This window comes from Streptomyces sp. NPDC059002 (genome assembly GCF_042740435.1).
GTDB lineage: Bacteria > Actinomycetota > Actinomycetes > Streptomycetales > Streptomycetaceae > Streptomyces.
In genome coordinates this window covers 70,048-88,311 of sequence record NZ_JBHYJI010000026.1, presented here as the reverse complement: position 1 = coordinate 88,311, position 18,264 = coordinate 70,048, and the positions used below count along the sequence as shown (strand labels likewise).

Sequence of the window (18,264 nt, the reverse complement as noted above, 5' to 3'; positions counted from 1 at the left end):
CGCCCCTACAACGGCGTGGTCAGCGTGGCGATTTCACCGGTGCCCAGGTGCAGCATGCCCTTGCCGGGCGCGACCGGGCCGCCGACCATGCTGCGCGAGATCCGCAGACCGATGAGGTCGCCGCTGGAGCTGTCCTGCGGGGAGAGCAGGATGCCGCGGCGGCCCTTCTTCGCGTCGACCTGCCAGCCCGAGAAGCCGCTGCAGACGTCCTCCTCGTCACCGGCGAGGACCAGTGCGAGGCCCAGGTCGGCGCCGCGCTGGATGATCCGCTTGAACTGGCTCGCGGCGTCGGCGTCCTCGTAGATCTCGGCGTCGTCGATCAGGACGACGACCGGGTTCTCCGGCGAGGCGTCGGCCTCGTCGATGAGCTCCTCGAACTCGTCCTCGTCGATGTCGTCCTCCATGAACACCTTCAACACGCCCTCGGTGCCCTCCAGTTGCCGCATCGGCGACTGGCGCGGCGCCGCGATCACCAGGCGTACGCCCTGGGCGCGGAAGGACCGGGCCATGTTCAGCAGGACCGTGGAACGGCCCGACTTGGCCGGGCCCGCGATGACGAACGCGGGCACGCCCTCGGCGAGGTCGGGGCCGTGGCCCATGACCTCGTCGCCGCCGATGCCCACCAGGGCCCACAGCTTGGAGCGCGAGGCGTCCGGGTCGCGCAGCTCCCACGCCTCCTCGAAGGTGATGCGGCTCGGCAGCGTGTCGACGCGGAACGGGCGCCGGGAGCGCGGCACTTCGGCGTCCCGCGCCGTGGCCGCCTCGCCGATCGCGGCGATCGCCGCGGCCTGCCCCTGACCCGTGACGTCGGCGGAGAGCAGCGCGAACTGCGTCTCCGTGCCGCTCTCGTTCTTGAACGCGCGGCCCGGGGCGATCTCCTCGGGGACCTTGCGGGCCGGGATGCCGAGCATCGAGAAGTCGGAGCGGTCCGCGAGCCGCAGGCCGTACTTGTCCTCGGTGAGGGAGGAGATGCGGCCCACCAGGATCTGCCGGTCACCCGTCATCACCATGTGGATGCCGACGCTCGCGCCCTCGCGCATCATCGTGCTGATCTCGTCGGTCAGCGAGCCGTGGTCGACCTCGCCGAGCGTGGGCAGCCAGCCCTCCCAGCGGTCGAGCAGCACGACGAGGTGCGGCAGGCGCTGGTCCTCGGGGACGTCGGCCCGCTGCTCGCCGATGTCCGCGTAGCCCTTGTCCGCCAACAGGTCCTGGCGGCGCGAGAGTTCGCCCTTGAGGCGGTTGATGAGGCGTACCACGCGCTCGGTCTGGTTGCGGCTGACGACGGCGCCGCAGTGCGGAAGCCGGGTCAGGGCGTTGAGCGCGCCGTTGCCGCAGTCGATGCCGTACATGTGGACGTCGGCGGTCGAGTGGGTGCGGGCGAGCGAACCCGCGATGGTCCGCAGGACCTGCGAGCGTCCCGAGCGCGGGGCGCCGCCGATCATCAGATGGCCGAAGTGCGCGAAGTCCACGACGACCGGGCGGCGTGCCTGGTCGGCGGGCAGGTCCTCGACGCCGTACGCGGCGGGCGCGAGGGCACCCGGGGTCGTACGGGCCGCGGGGACGGGGATCTCGTCGAGCAGCAGGGTCTCGCCGAGTGCGGGCAGCCACGGGCTGTGCTGGGCGGGGATGCCGAGGGTCTGGTTGGCCTCGATGATCGTGTCGACGAGGACCTTCAGGTCGGTGATCTCCTCCTCCTCGCGGGCCTCGGCCTTCGGCTTGGTCGCCGCGGGACGGCCCAGGGACGTCCAGTCGAGCGCGTCGACCCAGGGCGCGAGGACCGTCGGGTCGGCGGCGCCGGGCCTGCGGCCACCGACGCGTCCCGACTGGAAGGGCACGAGGGAGGCATGGCCCAGCCTGACGTACGCCCGTCCCGGGGTGTTCTTGGAGATGTGCCCGGCGTCGGGGGCGTCGATGACGTCGGAGGACTCGCCGCCGTCGGTGACGCGCAGCGCGATGCGGAGGTTGGTGTTGGCGCGGATCTCGGGGGAGACGACACCGGAGGGCCGCTGGGTGGCGAGCAGCAGGTGGATGCCCAGCGAACGACCACGCTGGGCGATGTTCACGAGACCCGTCACGAAGTCGGGCAGGTCGCGCACCATGGAGGCGAACTCGTCGATGACGATGAGGAGTCGGGGCACCGGAGCGTGCGAAGGATCGCGCCGCACCAGGTCCTGGTAGTCCTCGATGTCCTTCGCGTCGGCGTCGGCGAGGATGTGCTCGCGCCGCTTCAGCTCGGCGCCGAGCGATTCGAGGGCGCGCTCCACGAGGTGCGCGTCGAGGTCGGTGACCATGCCGACGGTGTGCGGCAGCTTCACACAGTCCTTGAAGGCGGATCCACCCTTGTAGTCGACGAGGACGAACGTCATGTTCTCAGGGGTGTTGGCCACCGCGAGCGCGGCCACGATCGTCTGCAGGAGCTCCGACTTACCGGAACCGGTGGTACCCGCGATCAGACCGTGCGGCCCGTCCTTGCGCATGTCGAGGCCGAAAGGACCGTCGTACGACTCACCGATGACGGCCATCGTCGACTGGCCGCCCGCCTGCCAGCGCGCGGTGATCGCACCGGACGTCGGCGGCTCCAGCTGCAGCACGTCGAGGAGCCGGCTGGAGCCGGGCAGCGCCGAGTCCTCGGTCTCGCCGCTGATGTCGCGCAACGGCGAGACGGAGCGGGCGAGGCGCAGGCACCAGGCGGGGGTCACGAAGTCGGGGCGTACGTCCTTCAGGCGCTCGGCACCCGTCATCTCCACGCGGAGCCGCAGCTCCTGCGGGGCGCTGGCCTGCCGCGTCTCGGGCGCGGTGGTGTGCCACGCCTGGAAGGAGGGGAAGCCGCCGGGCGCCTGCTGCGGCTGGGCGGGCAGCTGCTGGCCGGCCGCGGCGGTCTCGTGCTCGCGGGGCTTGGGCTCGGCGACCACGAACGCCTGGCACTCGCCGGGCAGGAACCGTTCCTCGGTGTCGAGGCAGAGCGCGTACATGCGCACGGCGGGGCCCTCGCGCAGCAGCCGTACGACGCCGGGCAGCGACCGCAGGCGGCGCGAGCCGTCCCAGACGACGACGATGTCCGGCTCGCTGAAGTTGGCGCCCTGGCTCTTGTTCTCCTCCAGGATCTTCGCGCGCGCGTCGAGGACCTGGGTCAGTTCGCCGATGCGGGCGCCGACCGTCTCGGAGTCGGTGCCGATCAGTACGTTGATGTCCTGGCCGCCCGACGGCCTGGCGTGCGGCAGCCAGCGCACCCAGTCCCAGGACTCCTGCGAGGTGTTCTCGGTCAGGATGTAGAACTGGACGTCCATCGGGCTGTGCAGCGTCGCGGTCTGCGCCACCGCCCAGCGGCCCAGCGCGGTCGCCGAGTCGCCCGGGCCCGCGATGCCGATGACGCCGAGCCCCTTCAGCGGCAGCGCGACGGGCGCGTCCTCGATCTTCCAGGTGACCTGGCGCCGGTGCTCGTCCTTCTCCGGGTCGTCGAGGACGACCTCGGAGGGCAGCTGCCCGGTGCCGAACCGCAGCAGCAGATGGTCGGCGTCGGTGCGCCGCCGCTCCCACAGCCGGGTGCGGGGCCCGGTGCTCAGGGCGAGGACGGCGGCCGGGTCGGGAACGGCGTTGCGCCGGTCGAGCCGCTCGGCGACCAGCGCGTCCTGCGCGTCCTTCTCGATCCGCGCCTTGGTCTCCTTGTACTCCTTGACCTGCTTCGCATGGGACTTGCGCCCGTGCTTCTTGTCCATGAAGTAGTTGCCGAAGAGCATGATGGGACTGAGGCCCGCCATGATCAGGTAGTACCAGCGATTGAAGATCATCGCGGCGACGACGGCACCGACCAGCGGGAAGAGCGCCATCAGCCAGGGCAGCGGCCGCGCCTCGAACTCCCGCGGCGGGGAGGGCAGCCGGAAGGTGGTCTGCCGCTCGGGCGGACGCAGACGAGGGGGCCGGTTGTAGTCGAGCCCGGCACCGTCCTCGGACCACTTCAGCGCGGCGTTCGGCGGGGTGTAGCGGACGAGTTCGAGAAGGGTGTTGCCGAGGGCGATCTGGGCACCGAGGGGCCAGGCAACGGTGTCACGCGGCCCTGCCGCCCGCGCCTTGGCCCGGGCCTCCTTCCGCTCCTTCCACTCCTTCCGCGCCTGCTTCTCCCGCTGCTCCCGAGCCTTTCTGTCCTTCTTGGACTCCCCCTCGGGCACGACCTCCGTGGTCGGCTCGTCCTCTTCCTTCTCCTCGCCGAACGGGGCGCCGTCGAGGGTCACGCCCTCCTTGTCCTTGCCGCTCCCGTGGAGCGTGACCTGGCAGGTGCCGTCGGTTGCAACGGACAACGTGAGGGCGCGCGCCGCCATCTCCGGATCGTCGATACGGATGTACGAGGCGGGCCCGCTGCCGATGTCGTACCGCCCGATGCCGAGCCGGTGCACGGCCCCCGCGGCCGTCCCGCTCGCCACCCGCAGCTCGACCAGACCCGAGGGCTCCCCGGGCAGACACCCCGCAGGATCGTTCAGACTCACCACGGCGCCCTCGCGCAGCGGCGAGGTCACGACGGTCGCCGAAGGATCGACGGCATACCCGTCCACATAGATCATCGGCGCGCCCGCCGCCGGAGCCTGGTGCTGCCCGATCGGAATGACCTGGGCCCCGCTGTGCCCGACCTGCCGGGCCAGCTCCACCGCTATGTCCTGCACGGTGGACTCGGGATCGGCGTCGAGGACCACATCGGCGGTGCCCCCGCCGAACGGATCGACGACGGTCAGAGTCAGGCGCACGATCGTCCTCCCCGGAATGAACAATGGCTGAGACGATATCCGCTCCCCCCTTCCCACAGGCAACGGCCTGTGCGCCGGTACCCCGCACCACCCCGTTCTCGTTGTCCCCCGCGGTGGCCGGAAATCACGACGTGGCGGAGGGGCGCCCTGTGGGCGAGCACACGAGGATCGACGACCTGAACACGATCCGGGAAATGGGTGTCGGACTTGCCCGGATCAAGGACGCTTTCGACGGTCTCGACAAGCTGACCGGACAGTACGAGGACGCCTTCGGCGAGCACCACCTCTCCTGGCGGTTCGGGGACTTCGCCCAGAACTGGGAGAGCCGCCGCGAGGAACTCGGCGACGAGATCAAACGCCTCGCCGAGCTCGCGAAGGCCACCGCGAAGACATACGAGAGGGCCGACGGCGAACTGGCCAGAGCGCTGCGCGAGTCCGCGAGGGTGCCGCGCGAATCCGCGAGGGCGCTGCGCGAATCCGCGAGGGCGCCGCACGAGTCCGCGAGGGCGCCGCACGAATCCGGAAGGCCGAGCCGGAGGGCACATCCCTGATGCCCGCCGCCCGCACCCGGCACCGCCAGGACTGGCAGCCCCTCACCGACCACGACCCGGTCCCCGGCGACCCCGACCGCCTGGAACAACTCGGCCGCACACTCCGCAGGACGGCCGACGAACTGGAGCGACAGGTACGCCACCTCAAGGCGGCCTCCGAGGTGGACTCCTGGGACAGCGACGCGGGCAAGGAATTCCGCGACAAGGCCAAGAAATGCCGGGGCCGTCTGGAAGCCGCACACAAACGCTACGAGGCGGCGGCCGACGCGATCGGCGACCACGTCGTCGACCACGGACCCGACTACGAGTCGAACGCCACCGCCCCGCCCGGCAATTACGCCACCGAACTCCACCGGGCCCAGCGAATCGCCGAGATCGCACGACGGGAGGCGGGCTCCGCACAGGAGATGGTGGACGGCCAGAAAGAGGAGGTGGTGGACGGCCAGAAACAGGAAGACCGCGCCCAGGCCGCCCGGAATTCCCTAGAAGCAGCCAGGGAAAAGCTGCGCCGAGCCCAGCACATCCGCGACACCGCCGCCCGCACGGCATGCGAGGCCCTCGACGTGGTCATCTCCGGCGACGCCCTCAAGGACAGCCTCCGCGACGACTTCGCGGATTTCGTGGAATGGACGGCCGACCGGACCGAACCCATCGCCAAATGGGCCGGAATCGCGGCCCTCGCCGTCGGCTGGATCCCCATCGTGGGCCAGGGCCTCGCGGGCCTCCTGGGCGCCGTCTCCATAGTGGCCACGCTCGTCAACATCGCCTGCACGGCCATCCAGGTCGCCATGGGCGACAAGTCCTGGACCGCGCTCGCCACGGCGGCGGTGGGGCTGCTGCTGATGGGGGCGGGCAAGGCTGTGTCGAAGGTGAGTGGGAGGTATGCGGTGGGGGTGTTGGGGAGGATGCGGTTGGCCCGAGGGGGCCGTCAGACGGCGAGGCAGGGCAAGCGGAACAGGCACAAGTTCAACCGCGATGTCGCACACGTCAGGGGACTTCAGAAGGGCGACATCTCGGAATCGATCCGTGAGCCGGTCACCGAAATCTTCAAGGGCGCCACCTGGTCGGATGCCTTCAAGGGCGGATATCGCGAGTCGGTACGGGTATTGAGGGAACGCGGGAACGGGAGCCTGCTCAAGGGGGCGGGGAGTTCGGTGTCCCTTGCGGATGCCTCTGTTGCGTCGGACCTCAAGGAATTGAAACACCTGGGCAAGAGCCTGGGTGACGGGTACGCGGTGAACAAGTTGTCCAGTCGGGCGACGGTGCTGAATGCGGCCGGTAGCGGAATCACAGCCGGTGGCCTTCTCCTTGATGAGGTGAGCTGATGGAACGAGAGCAGAGGGAAACCGCGGGCATTTCTCCCGGCCCCGAGGACGGCTATCTCGTCGACTTCGATTTCGACGACGGCTGGCTGCCCCTGACGCTGCACGAGGGCACACGGGCAGAGGCCCGGAAGATGGCCGCAGACCTTGTGGAGCAGTTCAATCCACTGCAACTCGGCGTCAGCAAGTCCGTGTTGCGGGAGGAACTGGAGCGCCTTGCCCTGACGGCGTTCGAGTCCGGTCCGGTCCTGACGACCGTCGCGTACACGGAGGGCGGGAGCTTGCTGGCAGACCTCTCGGTCTTCGTCTACGGAGAGGACGACGTCGTGCGTCCCTCGCCGCAGGAGTATCTGTCCCGGCTGGTGAAGTGGTCCTACGCCGAGGTGAAGGGTGAGCCGCAGGTCTCCGACGTCCAGCTGCCGCTCGGGCCCGCCGTCCGCGTGCAGGCGGTGCTCGCCGAGAAGCGACGCCTCGGCTGGGGCAAGAAGCTCAGCGAAGCCCTCCGGTACGGAGTCTGGCCCAACAACCAAGAAGAAATCCTGGTCGTCGAGGCGAGATGGCTCAACTTCGAACGCACGGACGAGCTGACGCACCTCGTGGACCGCCTCATGCCCACCATGCGTCTCCTGCCCGCACCGGACCCCACCGGCGGCGAGCGCTGACGTGCCTCTCCGTGCCGAATGGGACACCGCGCCCAGCGACTACGCGATCCTCGTCCCCGCGGGCTGGTTCCAGTTGCACCTCGACCCCGAGGAACGCGACCGCGGCATCGTCGCGCTGGCCGACCGGCAGTTCGCGGGCGTCGACAACGCCCCCGTACTCAAGGAACGCCTGATGCGGGACCTGCAGAAGCAGGCGAAGGCGGCCCACCGCGAGGGTGGTGTCGAGCTGTACGTCTCGCTGCTGACCGTCGGAGGCCTGCCGCTGGCGTCGTCGCTGCTGGTGAGCCTGCTGCCGGACGGCTGGCCCGGCTGCCATACCGCACATGACCTGGCCCGCGGCCTCGCGGAGACGGGGCGGCCCGCCGAGGTGCGGAGGCTGGACGCCGCGGGTGACGCCGTGCGGACGGAGCGGACCGAAGCCCCTGACCCCGCACGGCAGTTGGGCAACACGCTGGCGACGACCACCGTGACGTACCACGTCCCTGTCCCCGCGAGCAGGCAGTGGCTGACGCTCACCTTCTCCACGCCGATGGAGGGTCTGGCAGCAAAGATGGTGGAGCTCTTCGACACGGTGGCCGGAACACTGCACTGGGAGTAGGCCCTGTCGTAGGCCCTGTCGCGACCCCCTCCCACCCTTCTTCACCTTTCTTCACCGTTTCCACAGGCAACGTCCTGTGCGTCGGCGCACGGCTGTGCTCATAGCAGAGCTGTGACTGAACCGGGGTGTGATCCCATCGGCCCCACCCGTAAGCTGCTGGCGCAAGAGCGGACGATCGCATCATCCGTTCTAACGGGAGCCACGGGGGTTGGCCCTGCGGCGAGTTGATGAGGAGGGTCAATGGCTAACAAGGACCTTGATGTCACATATCAGGACATGCGTGACGCGGCGAAGCACGTCGTCAAGGAGAAGGACAAGCTGAAGGAGAAGCTCGACGGTCTGCGGAAGTACATCGCGAACCTGGTCGAGTCCGGCTTCGTCACCAAGAGCGCCTCGAAGGCGTTCGACGAGAGCTTTGACGAGTTCGTCAAGGGCGCGAAGGACACCATCGACGGTCTCGACGGCATGGGCGACTACCTGACCAACGCCGCGGACAAGTTCGAGCAGATCGATGACGAGCTGGGCAAGGCCGCCAAGAAGTAGGGGCGGCAAGGCGCGCCCGGTGCGACTGTGTGGTGCACCGGGCGACGGTGCCCCACCGGCTCTCGCGCGTGGCTGGATCGGCCTTCGGCGGGAGGCTGGCCGGCTGCTGGCGAGTGGCTGGATCAGCCTTCGGCGAGCGGCTGGCGGAGCAGGTGCATGTGGAGACCGCTGCGGTAGGTCTCCGTCTCGACCCGCAGCCATGATCCGTCGCGGAAGCGCAGCAGGAGCAGGTCGGTCTCGAACTCGCCGTTGAACGGGTCGACGAGGGCGGCTTCGTGGGCGGGCACGCGGGCGACGATCTCCATGTGCTTCTCGCGTCCTGTCGCGACCCGTCGGGGCGGGGCCGCGAGGACGAGCTCTCCCCGGGAGATGACGGCGAGCCGCTGGTGGTGGCTGGAGTGCGTGTACCACCGCAACAGGAACTGTCCGGCGGCGCCCTGCCAGTTGCCGTCGAAGGTCCTGTCGTAGCCCTGCGCGGCGATCGCGTCGTCGCGCCGTCGTGCGTCCTCGCGCCTCCGTGCCCGCTGACTGCTGCTGCTGGACAAGAACCGGTCGAAAGCACCTTCCAGGACCGACAGGAAGCCGAACAACATGACGATTGGCATGAACGGTGCAGAAAGCACTGTGCCGAGCATGGCCAAGGGAGGCTTCGTCCCGGGGCGGAGCCGCGGTGAGCCTGCCGCCCGGAGCACCTCGGCCGGAGGCTCGGGGATCTTGCCGATCGTGCACCATTCCGAGGCGTCGACCTGGATGCCGAGGCGCTCGGACTGCGTGCCGAGGCGCTCGGCTATCGCACGTTGGTTGGCCCTGGATGTCACGTCAAGACACTCCTCGTCGGCACGGAACAGACTTGCTGCAAACGTGAGGGTATCGGGTGCCGGGCGGCACCCGGGAGGAAGAAATCGGTTGGTGAGACCGGTGTTGTCAGGTGCTTAGCCGGAATCAGCCAGAAGGGGGGTGGTCCTCGTGGGGGACCACATCAAGGCGGATCTAGCCGCCATCAAGAAGTGCTCGCGAGATCTCGGCAAGATCCACGACGAGTTCGAGCGCAACGGAAATCCCGCCGACGAGTACGGGAACGCGGTGGGGCATGGTGGCCTCAAAGATGCCTTTTCGGATTTTGGGGACACCTGGAAGAAAACCAGGAAGAAGCTCATGAAGGAACTCGAGAAGCTGGCCGAGTTCACTTCTACCGCCGCCAAGACGTACGACAAGATCGATCATGAGCTGGCCAAGGCGATCAGGGACGCCAAGTCGCAGAGCAAGGGGAAGAAATGAGCAGGACGGACAGCGACTGGCCGCCACTGTGGCATGACGACCCCACTCCGGGTGACCCGGAGGAAGTGGCCGAACTCGGTCGGAAACTGCGCAAGATGGCCGACATGATCGACGAGCAGTCCCGGGTCATCAAGGCCCTCTCCTCGGTGGAGGGCTGGGACAGCGAAGCGGGCAAGGGCTTCCACGAAATGGCGGGCGGCACCGCCGACAAGCTCAAGAAGTCGTACGAGCGTTACGACGAGGCCGCCAAGGCCGTCGGTGAGCAGGTGCGCGAGGGCAGCTCGGACGAGTTCGCCAGCGAGATGCGCAGGGCGCAGCGCAAGGCGGACAAGGCGCTCAGCGATTATCGCGAGGCCAAGGCGGACCATGACATCGCCGAACGCGAGGTCAAGAAGTTCACCGACAAGTACCCGATGAACAACATTCCCGCGAAGGACAAGGACGAGTACGACCGCTGGGTCAAGAAGGAAGCCGATTCCCTTCATCGCATCGGCGGCGCGCGGGTCCTGGTGAGCGAGGCCAGGGAGATCTACGACGACGCGGGGGACAAGGCCGCCAAGCACATCAAGAATGTCGTGCACCACGACGACGTGCGCGATCCCGGCGGATTCATGAACTTCCTCGCGGACTGGGCCGACGCGCTGTCGAACATCTCGGCTGTTCTGTCCGTGCTCGCCGTGATCTGTGCGTTCGTCCCGCCGCTGCAGTTCCTCGTGCCGATCTTCGCGACCCTGGCCGTGCTGACCAGTGCCGCCGCGCTGGCGGGCCATGCCTACGACATGGTCGCGCGCGGCGGGAAGCTCGACTTCATGAAGCTGGGCACCGACCTCCTGGGAGTGCTGCCAGGACTCGGCGCCCTGAAGGGCTTCAAGCTGGTCAAGGGCCTCAAAGGACTGTCCAAGCTGAAGGCCGTCCGGTTCAGCGGTCTGCGCGCCCTGGACGGCGTCGGGCACAACTTCCTGAACGGCATCGCGGTCAAGGGGGCCAACAAGCTTCTCGGGCGTACGGCGCGCAAGGACCTCCTCGACGGCAAGAAGCTCACGGCGGCCATCAAGGGAGGGGGCCTGGCGAGCGCCCTGAACCGCATGCTGCACGGCGAGAACGGTGAGCGCACCGGCTACCAGGAGCCCGCCAAGAAGCCGGCCCCCACTCCCACGCCGTCCCCCTCGCCCAGGCCCTCGCCGAAGCCGTTCAACGCGGCGCTGGCCGCCTGACGGGCAGGAGGAGCGACCAATGGACGACGAGCGGTTCGAGAATGAAGGTTGCCATGGCCACTGACATGGTCGAAGAGGACCAGCACAGCCTCGCCGGGGGCGAGGGCATCGAGGTCCGCTGGGTCATGCCCGAGGGATTCCTCGAGCTGCCCTTCGAAGCCGATGACCTGGACGATCTGGCCGACCAGCTCATGGAGTTCGCCGCCGCATCGCTGCCCGGCGCCGATGAGGAAGTGCAGATTCAGTGGGCCGTCATGTGCGTGCTGAACTACGACGACTTCATCGACGCGGGCGTTCAGTACGCCGGGTTCGTCACGACCGAGGTCGAAGGGGTCCGCTGCACCGCCACGGTCAACGTCAGCATGACCGACCTGGACGAGCGGGCAGGGCGCAACCCCGCCGGTTTCATCGCCACCACGATGCGGCACCTCGACATCGGCGAGGTGACCGAGGTGATGCTGCCGTGCGGCCCCGCGGTGACGTGTGTCGGCAGCCGTACGGCGATGGTGGACGCCGCCCTCACCCAGACCGGGCAGTCCGAGCCCATCACCACCTCCTTCATCCAGGTGCAGATTCCCGTGAACAACGGGACCGCCGTGGTGCTGGAGATGGGCACCCCGACCGCGGAAGGGTGGGACACCTTCTCCGCCATGTTCGCCGGAATCGTGAAGAGTGTCCGCTTCTTCGACGATCACGGAGGCCCTTTGGTGATGCCGGGGTGAGCGAGGCAACGGAGACAGTGCAGGCCCCGGAGACCCCGGAGACGGCCGTTCCGAGGGACTACCAACTGCTCGTCCCCCGCGAGTGGTTCCGCATCGATCTCACCCAGGACCGGTGGCGGAGCCAGCTCAAGACGTTCGTGGACCGGCAGGCGGAGGGCCGGGCCGTCTCCGCGGACCTCACGCGGAAGGTCTGGGTCAGCCTGCGCAACACGGCGGAGACGGGCCGGGCCCGCGGCGCCATGGAGTTCTACCTCCTGGCGACCTCGCGGGACGGCCGCATGCCCGCCTCGCTCCTGGTGTCCATGGTGCCGCTGGGCAGGACCCCGGCGGACCCGCACGAGTACGCGGCATGGCTCGAACTGAGGGAGCCGGGGGAGGGCGGCCCGCGCCGGGAGATCTCGGTGGTGGACCTCCCTGCGGGCCCCGCCGTCCGCGTCCTCGGCCCCGCGTCCCTGGACATCCACGTCCATATGCCGCGCGGCACGGGCTACTTGACGCTCTCCTTCGCGGCGCCGCTCACCGGGATGGCGGGCCCGATGGAGCGGCTGTGCGATGCGATGGCGGGGTCGCTGCGGTGGGTGGAGTGAACCCGGATCCGCGGCGACCCGGCCGCCTCATCGGTTGATCGACTGGATCTCCTTGACGGCGACGTCCTGCTCGAACGTCGACAGACCGTCGGGGAGGCCGGGCTGCTGCGGGGGCCCGTCGGGGTTCGCGGAGTTGGTCCAGGTCACCTTCCAGGTGACGCGGGCCTGCAGCGGGTACGCCCCGTCCCGCGACGACTTCCGGTAGGTGATGTTGCAGCCGTCCTTGGACGTGTCGAGCTGATACCTGGACTTCGACTTCGTCAGGTCGTACGTGCAGGCCTGCGGGTCGGCGAACTCGGTGCCCGCCTCCACCCGCAGGGCGACGGGCTTGGCCACCGTGGTGGCGGCGATGTCGACGCCGAGGTGGTTGAAGCTCGCCGTCACCCAGACCGGATCGATCGGGGCCTCGAACTTCACGTGCGTGGCCAGGTTCACGACCTGTCCGTCCGCGGCAGGGCGCAGCGTGACCGGGGGCGCGGGGAGCTTGGTCTCGGCGTATGCGAGTCCGGCCAGCGCGAGCGGCGAGATGGCGTCCTTGGGCGGGTCGCCCGCCTCCACCCACTGGATGCCGGGGATCGGGGTGCACTTCGCCAGGTCACCGGGCTTGACGTTGCCCGACTTCAGCTGGTCCACGGCGTACGTGCGGTACCACCAGGCACCCTTGTCCTTCTCGTGGAAGTCCTTCCCCTTGTCCCAACCGGGCAGCGTCTTACCGGTGTTCGGGTCGATGGGAGCGGTCTTGCCCTGCTCCTCCTTGTACTGCTTGCCCGTGAACTTCGGCTGGGTCCAGCACAGCGGAGGATCCCAGGTGCCGCCTTCGCTCTGGGCTATGGGGCTGGCGCCCTTTCCGCCCTTGAAGTTGGTCTTGTACTGGACCTGCGCCCCGATGGAGCCGCTTCCGGAGGAGCCCTCGCCGCCGCCCGAACCGGCCGGCGGCCCTCCGCCGGTCCCGCTGCCGTCGCCCGCCGCCGCCGAACCCACGGGGCAGAGCAGAAGGAGCGCCGCGAGACCCGAGCCGGCCGCGGCGCGCGTCAGGTTCTTCACATTCCTCGCCTTTCTCACTGGCACTCCTTCGCCGATGTCTTCCCGCGGAAGGACTGCACGAGCCAGGTGCCGTATTCGGTCTTCCTGAGTGTGGCCGTGTTCTTGATGAAGTCCTCGGGGCTCGGCTCCGTCTTGCGCGTCTTGCCCGACTTGATGTCCTTGGCGTACGCCTTGGAGCGGTCCTCGCAATAGGTGACGATCGCGCGGTCGTCGTTGCTGTCCACGATCTTCCGGTCGTAGTAGCGGTAGTGCCCCGTGATGGTGCGGCCTTCGGCCTTCGCCTTCTTGATCTCCGCGACGTAGTAGGCGCGCGCCTCGCCGTCGTAATAGCGCGTCAGATAACGGGAATTGGGATCCAGGTCCACATAGATGCGCTGCCGGGCCATCAGGCCTTCGGCCTGTTCCTGGAGGATCCGGTCCTTTGCCTTGTCGCCCGTCGCGCCCGATTCGATGTCGACCGTCACGTCATCGGGCAGACCGAAGTCCGGGAGCTTCGCCGGCTTGGTCGGCGAAGTCGTCGGGCTCTTCGACGCCGTGCTGGTGTCCCCGCCCGCCCCCTCGATCTTGTCGCTCGACTCGGATCCGCTGCTGCAGGCGGTCAGGATCAGGGCCGAGGCCGCGGCGAGCGCGGCAACGGTGGGCATGGTGCGGCGATTCACGGTCGGCTCCCGGTGGGCGAAGATATCTCCATCCGACCGACGGTATCGGTGGGGTTGTTGGCTACGCCAGCGAAGAAAGTGGGGTAACTCGCGCTATACGGACGCCGTGCCGTGCCGTGCGTGTGGAGTTGGACACGGCGCATTGCGGACGTGTTCCTCAGAACCTGTTTCGCCCGGGCAGATCGAGTTCGTCCGCCTCCGGGTGGAAATTGGCCGCGAAGGGATACGGGCCGTAATGCGGGTAGAAGGTCGGGACGTCGGCGCCGTTCTCGGCGGCGATGTGCGCGATCTTCCGATAGGCGGCCGCCCGGGCCCTGACTTTCTGGCGCGGACGGTTTCCCCACTGCCGGATCAACGTGACGACGAAGTACAGGACGCTTGCCGCGAGTACGGCACCGGCTCCCGCGTAGTAGAGCGTCTTGTTCCGGTCCGATTCCCAGTACTGGACGTACGCGCCCCAGTAGGCGAAGACCCCGAAGAGAATCAGCGCCAAGGGGAAGCCCGCCTTCATCCCCGCTCTGGTCAGCTGCGTGTCATCGATGTGGCGCAGCCGCAGCATCTTCAGGACCGCTTCGTCGTCGAAGAAGTCGAACTGCACCCTGCGGCCCTCGACTTCGGCGGCCCGCCTGGCGGCCGGTACCGCGGCGATGACCTCGCCCGGAATCATCTTCCTGATGATTCCTTCGCGCGCCCGGTACTCCCACGGTCCGGGTTCACGGTCTTCGTCGTCCCGCTCGTCCCGTTCGTCCTGCATGGGAGACGTACTCCTTCGTCGGTGGGTGTGGCGTCGTCCTGTCGGTCAGATCCACCGTAGTGACTCGGCGATGGCCGTACACAGGTTTCCCATGGGCCCCTCTGTTCCACTCAGCGGCAGGGCGAAGGCCAGCAGGAGATAGCCGACGCCGCCCGGCATGCGGATATGGAAGTCCAGTGTGGCGTCCGTGGCGGCGCGGACCGTGTCACCGGCCCCGAGCGCGACCGTCGTGATCTCCGAGGCCGGGCCGCGGCGCCCGGCGAGCGTCGCAGCGAGGTCCGCGGTCTCCGGCGCGAGGCCGCGCGGGGTGGGCAGCAGGGAGACCATGAGGGAGGCGGGGAGCCCGGTGTGTCCCGTCTCGTGCGGCTCGGTCTTGAGGAAGAACTCCAGGGCGCCCCGCGCCACACCGCCCTCCGCGGTGTTGCGCAGCGTCGTCCAGACCTCGCGCCGGGCCTGCGCGGGCGCGCTGCCCGCGGCGGACTCCCGGTCCACGAACGTCTTCAACTGGCCGCGCCAGCGCTCGTGCGTCAGATCCACGCGGAACCAGTCGCGGGGCACGAGAAGGCGGTAGTCCGAGGGCGGTCCGGCCATGCTCACGCGTCCGTGTCCCGGTCCGGGACGATCAGCGGGGCGCCGTCCGAGGTGAACAGGCGGATGCTGCTCACGACGTTCCCGAAAATCGTGGAGAACGTGTCCCAGCCGACCGGCGTGGGCGTGCTCATCTCCATCACGACCGTGGTCAGGTTGGGCAGCGGCAGGTAGACGCGGATGAACGACGTCGGGAGCGTGAGGCCGTCCGGCGATTCGGTCAGATCGCTGCTGACCTTGTCCTCGCGGGAGCCGACGCACGACACGGCGGGCCCGCACGGGAGTTGGATCTCGGCGACCTCGCCGAGGCCCTCCCTGCGCAGGCTGGACGAGATCGCCGCGATGACGTCGTCGTCCTCCGCGTCCGGGCTGTCGACGAGGGTCGTGAAGACGGTCGCGGTGCACGGGTCGGCGCCGACGGCTCCCACACAGAGGGCCGCGTACTCGGCCCGTCCCGCCAGCAGGTCGTCGATGCCGAGCGCGACGAAGATCGCCAGCTTCAGCTGGTCCTCGGGCTCCGCCCCGGGCAACGCCCGCTGGGCCAGCTCCTCCAGGAGCCGGACCGTCTCGTCCTCGTCCTCCTCGTGCAGCGGGATGTCCTGGAAGATCTCCGGCATCACCCAGCGGATGTGGATGGTGTCGGAGCGGACCGTGGCCTCGGCGTCGACGGGGGCGGCCTGCATGGGGATGAACTCGAGGCGGGTCGGCAGCTCGGTGGGGGTGCTCACTTGGGGCCGTTGCCTTCCGGGAGGACCGGGACGGGGTGCTCGGGGGCCTCGGGGAAGAACTTCCGCGAGGTGGCGTACATGCCGTAGTGCGGGTAGAGGGTCGGAACGTCGGCACCCCCGTTGCGCGCGAGGACGACGATCTTGCGGTAGAGCCGGGCCCGGCACCGCATGTTGCGGTTCGTCTCGTCCAGCAGGCTGCGCCGCCTCAGCAGGTACAGCGAGACGAGCAGCCCGCAGACGATCACGGCGTCGGCGGCGATGAACCCGATCTGGAACGGCCGCGGCTTCTCCGAGGCGACCAGGTCCCAGAAGGGCCAGGCGCCCGCCGTGAAGACGAACAGGGGCAGGGTGAAGAGGCAGCCGAGCACGCCCGCCTTCCCCGTGTCCCGACGGCGGTGGTACAGCATCCGGAGTACGGCCTGGTCGTCGAGGAAGTCGAACCGCACCTCGCGCCCGTACCGTTCGGCGGCCTCCCTGGCGGCTGGGACGGCGGCGATGACGCTGCCAGGGACCAGGTCATGGGGCTCGCCACCGTCGTCGGTGAACTGGCCGTTCTGCAGTGCGTCGTACTCACTCATCGGCATGGGGTCCTCCTTACCCTGCGGGTGCCAGCGCGCCATGGAACGGCGCGGACGTCGGACTCGGCCGCGGGGAGGGGGACGGGGTGCCGGGCGCCGACGGCGGCGCGCTGGGGCCCGGGGTCGGGTGCGGCCGCGCACCGGGACCGGCGTCCGGGGTGACGTGCTTGGGTGCCTGGTCGTCCCCGCCGTCCAGGATCCGGTTCAGCTTGATCGCCGACTGCACACCGAGGTTGGTGAGCGCGGCGCCCTTGATGACACGCGTCACGTTCTCCGGCAGGAAACCGGCGCCGGGGACCTTCGAGCCGATCGTGGTCAGTCCCGGTACCTTCGCGGCGAGCTTCCCGGTCAGCAGCTTGGACGTGAGGCTCACGCCCTTGTTGATGCTCTTCACCGCGATGCCGTTGGTGAACATGCGCCAGGCGGTCGCCTGGGCGGCGCCGAGCCGGGTGAGGCCCTTGGCGCCCACCGCGAGGCCCTTCAGCGCGCCGACGCCGGGGATGATGCCGAGCACATCGATGGTGATCTTCACCCAGTCGAACTTCCCGCCGCGCGCGAACACGTCGTACAACCGGCCTGCCAGCGCCGTGGCGCTCAGCGCGGCGGCGAGTCCGACGATGATCGCGGCGATACCGCCCGTGAGCACCACCGCCGCCACGAGGGCCACCACCGCGAGCACGGTGGCCGCCGCGGAGAACCAATCGGCGTGATCCGCCAGCCAGTTCATGAATCCACCGGGGTCCCGGACCCCGTCGTGGTGGATGATCCGCTTGATCTTCTTGGCCGCCGCGCTCGCCGCGTCGTCGCGGATCTCCACGGCGTTCATGATCGTCTGACGGTGCTTGGCCATCACGGACGTGGCGTCGTCGAGCTTCTTCTGCTGCTTCGTACGATCGACGCTGTCCTCCTGCGAGGAAGGCACCGTCCCCTTGGTCTTGTCCAACGCGGCGCGCGCGGCCTTCTGTTCGGGTTCCACGGCACGGAACTCCTCCAGCGCCTTGTCCGCCATGCGCTGCGCGCGGTGCAGCTCGCTCGCGTACTCGTTCGACTTGCCGCCGCCCTCGTCGACCTTGGTGCCGAGCGCTTCGGCCGCCTCGTCGTAACGGTCGTACGCGTCCTTCAGGCGCTTGGACGTGTCGCCCGCCGTCTCGTGGAAGGCGCGCCCGGCCTCGCTGTCCCAGTGCTCGACGGACGCCAGCGCCTTGATGTTCCTGGCCTGCTTGTCGATCTCGTCGGCCATCCCGCGCAACTTCTTGCCGAGCCTGGCCACTTCGTAGGGATCACCGGGTACCGGATCCGAGTCGTACAGGGGAGTCCAGTCGGTCGGCCGCGCGGTCACCTCTTGTCCCCCTTGGCGTTCTTCTTCGCGTCCCGCAGGGCTTCGGCCAGGGCGTGGTCCACCTCGTCATACGTCTTGGCCGCCTCCGCCGTGTACTTGGCGAGGTTCTCGATGTCCTTCATGAGCTTCTTGCGCGTCTTCTTCCACGTGCCGGAGAAGTCGTCGAAGATCTCGCGGAGTTTGTCGCTGCCGAGGGCCGTCTCGTAGCCGTCGGAGGGATCTCCGTGCTCTTTGAACTCACGATGGATGCGGTACAGCGAATCCGAACAGTCCTTGATGAGGTCCAGATCCGCCCTGAGTCTGTCGCCCATGCCTGCTTCCCCCGCTTCGACTCGGACCAGGTTGAAAGTAGCCGTGAGAC

At 68.7% G+C, this 18,264-nt stretch carries 19 protein-coding genes; 9 read left to right on the top strand and 10 right to left on the bottom strand.

The features are described 5' to 3' along the window. Nucleotides 1–5: 5 nt before the first annotated feature. Nucleotides 6–4,736, bottom strand: coding sequence for an FtsK/SpoIIIE domain-containing protein (locus tag ACFWZ2_RS23550; protein WP_384548662.1), 4,731 nt, complete (start codon nucleotides 4,734–4,736; stop codon nucleotides 6–8). Between the two features lie 149 nt (nucleotides 4,737–4,885). Between ACFWZ2_RS23550 and ACFWZ2_RS23545 the strand changes: the two genes are divergently transcribed. From ACFWZ2_RS23545 to ACFWZ2_RS23525, 5 genes are all read left to right on the top strand, one after another. After that, nucleotides 4,886–5,287, top strand: a complete 402-nt coding sequence (locus tag ACFWZ2_RS23545; protein ID WP_384548660.1) for a hypothetical protein — start codon at nucleotides 4,886–4,888, stop codon at nucleotides 5,285–5,287. After that, on the top strand, nucleotides 5,287–6,612 hold the full coding sequence (locus ACFWZ2_RS23540; RefSeq protein WP_384548658.1) for a hypothetical protein: 1,326 nt from the start codon (nucleotides 5,287–5,289) through the stop codon (nucleotides 6,610–6,612). Before ACFWZ2_RS23545 ends, ACFWZ2_RS23540 begins: the two co-directional genes overlap by 1 nt. Then, nucleotides 6,612–7,271, top strand: a complete 660-nt coding sequence (locus ACFWZ2_RS23535; protein WP_384548656.1) for a hypothetical protein — start codon at nucleotides 6,612–6,614, stop codon at nucleotides 7,269–7,271. Before ACFWZ2_RS23540 ends, ACFWZ2_RS23535 begins: the two co-directional genes overlap by 1 nt. Nucleotide 7,272: 1 nt before the next feature. Beyond that, complete coding sequence (locus tag ACFWZ2_RS23530; RefSeq protein WP_384548654.1) at nucleotides 7,273–7,869, top strand: hypothetical protein; 597 nt, start codon at nucleotides 7,273–7,275, stop codon at nucleotides 7,867–7,869. Between the two features lie 240 nt (nucleotides 7,870–8,109). Continuing rightward, entirely contained in the window at nucleotides 8,110–8,412 is a 303-nt protein-coding gene (locus ACFWZ2_RS23525; RefSeq protein WP_384548653.1) for a WXG100 family type VII secretion target, read from the top strand. Between the two features lie 122 nt (nucleotides 8,413–8,534). Here ACFWZ2_RS23525 and ACFWZ2_RS23520 read toward each other — a convergent pair whose 3' ends face one another. Next, nucleotides 8,535–8,957 (bottom strand): hypothetical protein, encoded by a 423-nt coding sequence (locus ACFWZ2_RS23520; RefSeq protein ID WP_384548651.1) that lies wholly within the window; start codon nucleotides 8,955–8,957, stop codon nucleotides 8,535–8,537. A gap of 421 nt (nucleotides 8,958–9,378) precedes the next feature. Here ACFWZ2_RS23520 and ACFWZ2_RS23515 point away from each other — a divergent pair, with 421 nt between their 5' ends. The 4 genes from ACFWZ2_RS23515 to ACFWZ2_RS23500 are packed head-to-tail and all read left to right on the top strand — an operon-like array spanning nucleotide 9,379 to nucleotide 12,213. Next, on the top strand, nucleotides 9,379–9,690 hold the full coding sequence (locus tag ACFWZ2_RS23515; RefSeq protein ID WP_384548650.1) for a hypothetical protein: 312 nt from the start codon (nucleotides 9,379–9,381) through the stop codon (nucleotides 9,688–9,690). Continuing rightward, nucleotides 9,687–10,904 carry a putative T7SS-secreted protein gene (locus ACFWZ2_RS23510; RefSeq protein WP_384548648.1) on the top strand — a complete coding sequence of 406 codons (1,218 nt, stop codon included), beginning with the start codon at nucleotides 9,687–9,689 and terminating at the stop codon, nucleotides 10,902–10,904. Before ACFWZ2_RS23515 ends, ACFWZ2_RS23510 begins: the two co-directional genes overlap by 4 nt. A 53-nt stretch (nucleotides 10,905–10,957) precedes the next feature. Continuing rightward, on the top strand, nucleotides 10,958–11,626 hold the full coding sequence (locus tag ACFWZ2_RS23505; RefSeq protein WP_384548647.1) for a hypothetical protein: 669 nt from the start codon (nucleotides 10,958–10,960) through the stop codon (nucleotides 11,624–11,626). Then, complete coding sequence (locus ACFWZ2_RS23500; RefSeq protein ID WP_384548645.1) at nucleotides 11,623–12,213, top strand: hypothetical protein; 591 nt, start codon at nucleotides 11,623–11,625, stop codon at nucleotides 12,211–12,213. The genes ACFWZ2_RS23505 and ACFWZ2_RS23500 overlap by 4 nt, the downstream gene beginning before the upstream one ends. Nucleotides 12,214–12,240: 27 nt before the next feature. Here ACFWZ2_RS23500 and ACFWZ2_RS23495 read toward each other — a convergent pair whose 3' ends face one another. From ACFWZ2_RS23495 to ACFWZ2_RS23460, 8 genes are all read right to left on the bottom strand, one after another. Further along, nucleotides 12,241–13,257 (bottom strand): hypothetical protein, encoded by a 1,017-nt coding sequence (locus tag ACFWZ2_RS23495; RefSeq protein WP_384548643.1) that lies wholly within the window; start codon nucleotides 13,255–13,257, stop codon nucleotides 12,241–12,243. Between the two features lie 14 nt (nucleotides 13,258–13,271). Next, the gene (locus ACFWZ2_RS23490) at nucleotides 13,272–13,916 is read right to left on the bottom strand and encodes a hypothetical protein (protein ID WP_384548641.1); all 645 of its coding nucleotides are present in this window, start codon (nucleotides 13,914–13,916) and stop codon (nucleotides 13,272–13,274) included. A 157-nt stretch (nucleotides 13,917–14,073) separates the two neighbouring features. After that, nucleotides 14,074–14,670, bottom strand: a complete 597-nt coding sequence (locus ACFWZ2_RS23485) for a hypothetical protein (protein WP_384548639.1) — start codon at nucleotides 14,668–14,670, stop codon at nucleotides 14,074–14,076. A 45-nt stretch (nucleotides 14,671–14,715) separates the two neighbouring features. Continuing rightward, a complete protein-coding gene (locus ACFWZ2_RS23480; protein WP_384548637.1) occupies nucleotides 14,716–15,261 on the bottom strand; it encodes a hypothetical protein in 546 nt (181 codons plus the stop codon). A 2-nt stretch (nucleotides 15,262–15,263) separates the two neighbouring features. Further along, entirely contained in the window at nucleotides 15,264–15,986 is a 723-nt protein-coding gene (locus tag ACFWZ2_RS23475; protein WP_384548635.1) for a hypothetical protein, read from the bottom strand. Then, nucleotides 15,983–16,570, bottom strand: coding sequence for a hypothetical protein (locus tag ACFWZ2_RS23470; RefSeq protein ID WP_384548633.1), 588 nt, complete (start codon nucleotides 16,568–16,570; stop codon nucleotides 15,983–15,985). The genes ACFWZ2_RS23475 and ACFWZ2_RS23470 overlap by 4 nt, the downstream gene beginning before the upstream one ends. A gap of 10 nt (nucleotides 16,571–16,580) precedes the next feature. After that, nucleotides 16,581–17,903 (bottom strand): putative T7SS-secreted protein, encoded by a 1,323-nt coding sequence (locus ACFWZ2_RS23465; protein ID WP_384548631.1) that lies wholly within the window; start codon nucleotides 17,901–17,903, stop codon nucleotides 16,581–16,583. Beyond that, complete coding sequence (locus ACFWZ2_RS23460; RefSeq protein WP_384548629.1) at nucleotides 17,900–18,214, bottom strand: hypothetical protein; 315 nt, start codon at nucleotides 18,212–18,214, stop codon at nucleotides 17,900–17,902. Before ACFWZ2_RS23460 ends, ACFWZ2_RS23465 begins: the two co-directional genes overlap by 4 nt. Between the last annotated feature and the right edge of the window lie 50 nt (nucleotides 18,215–18,264).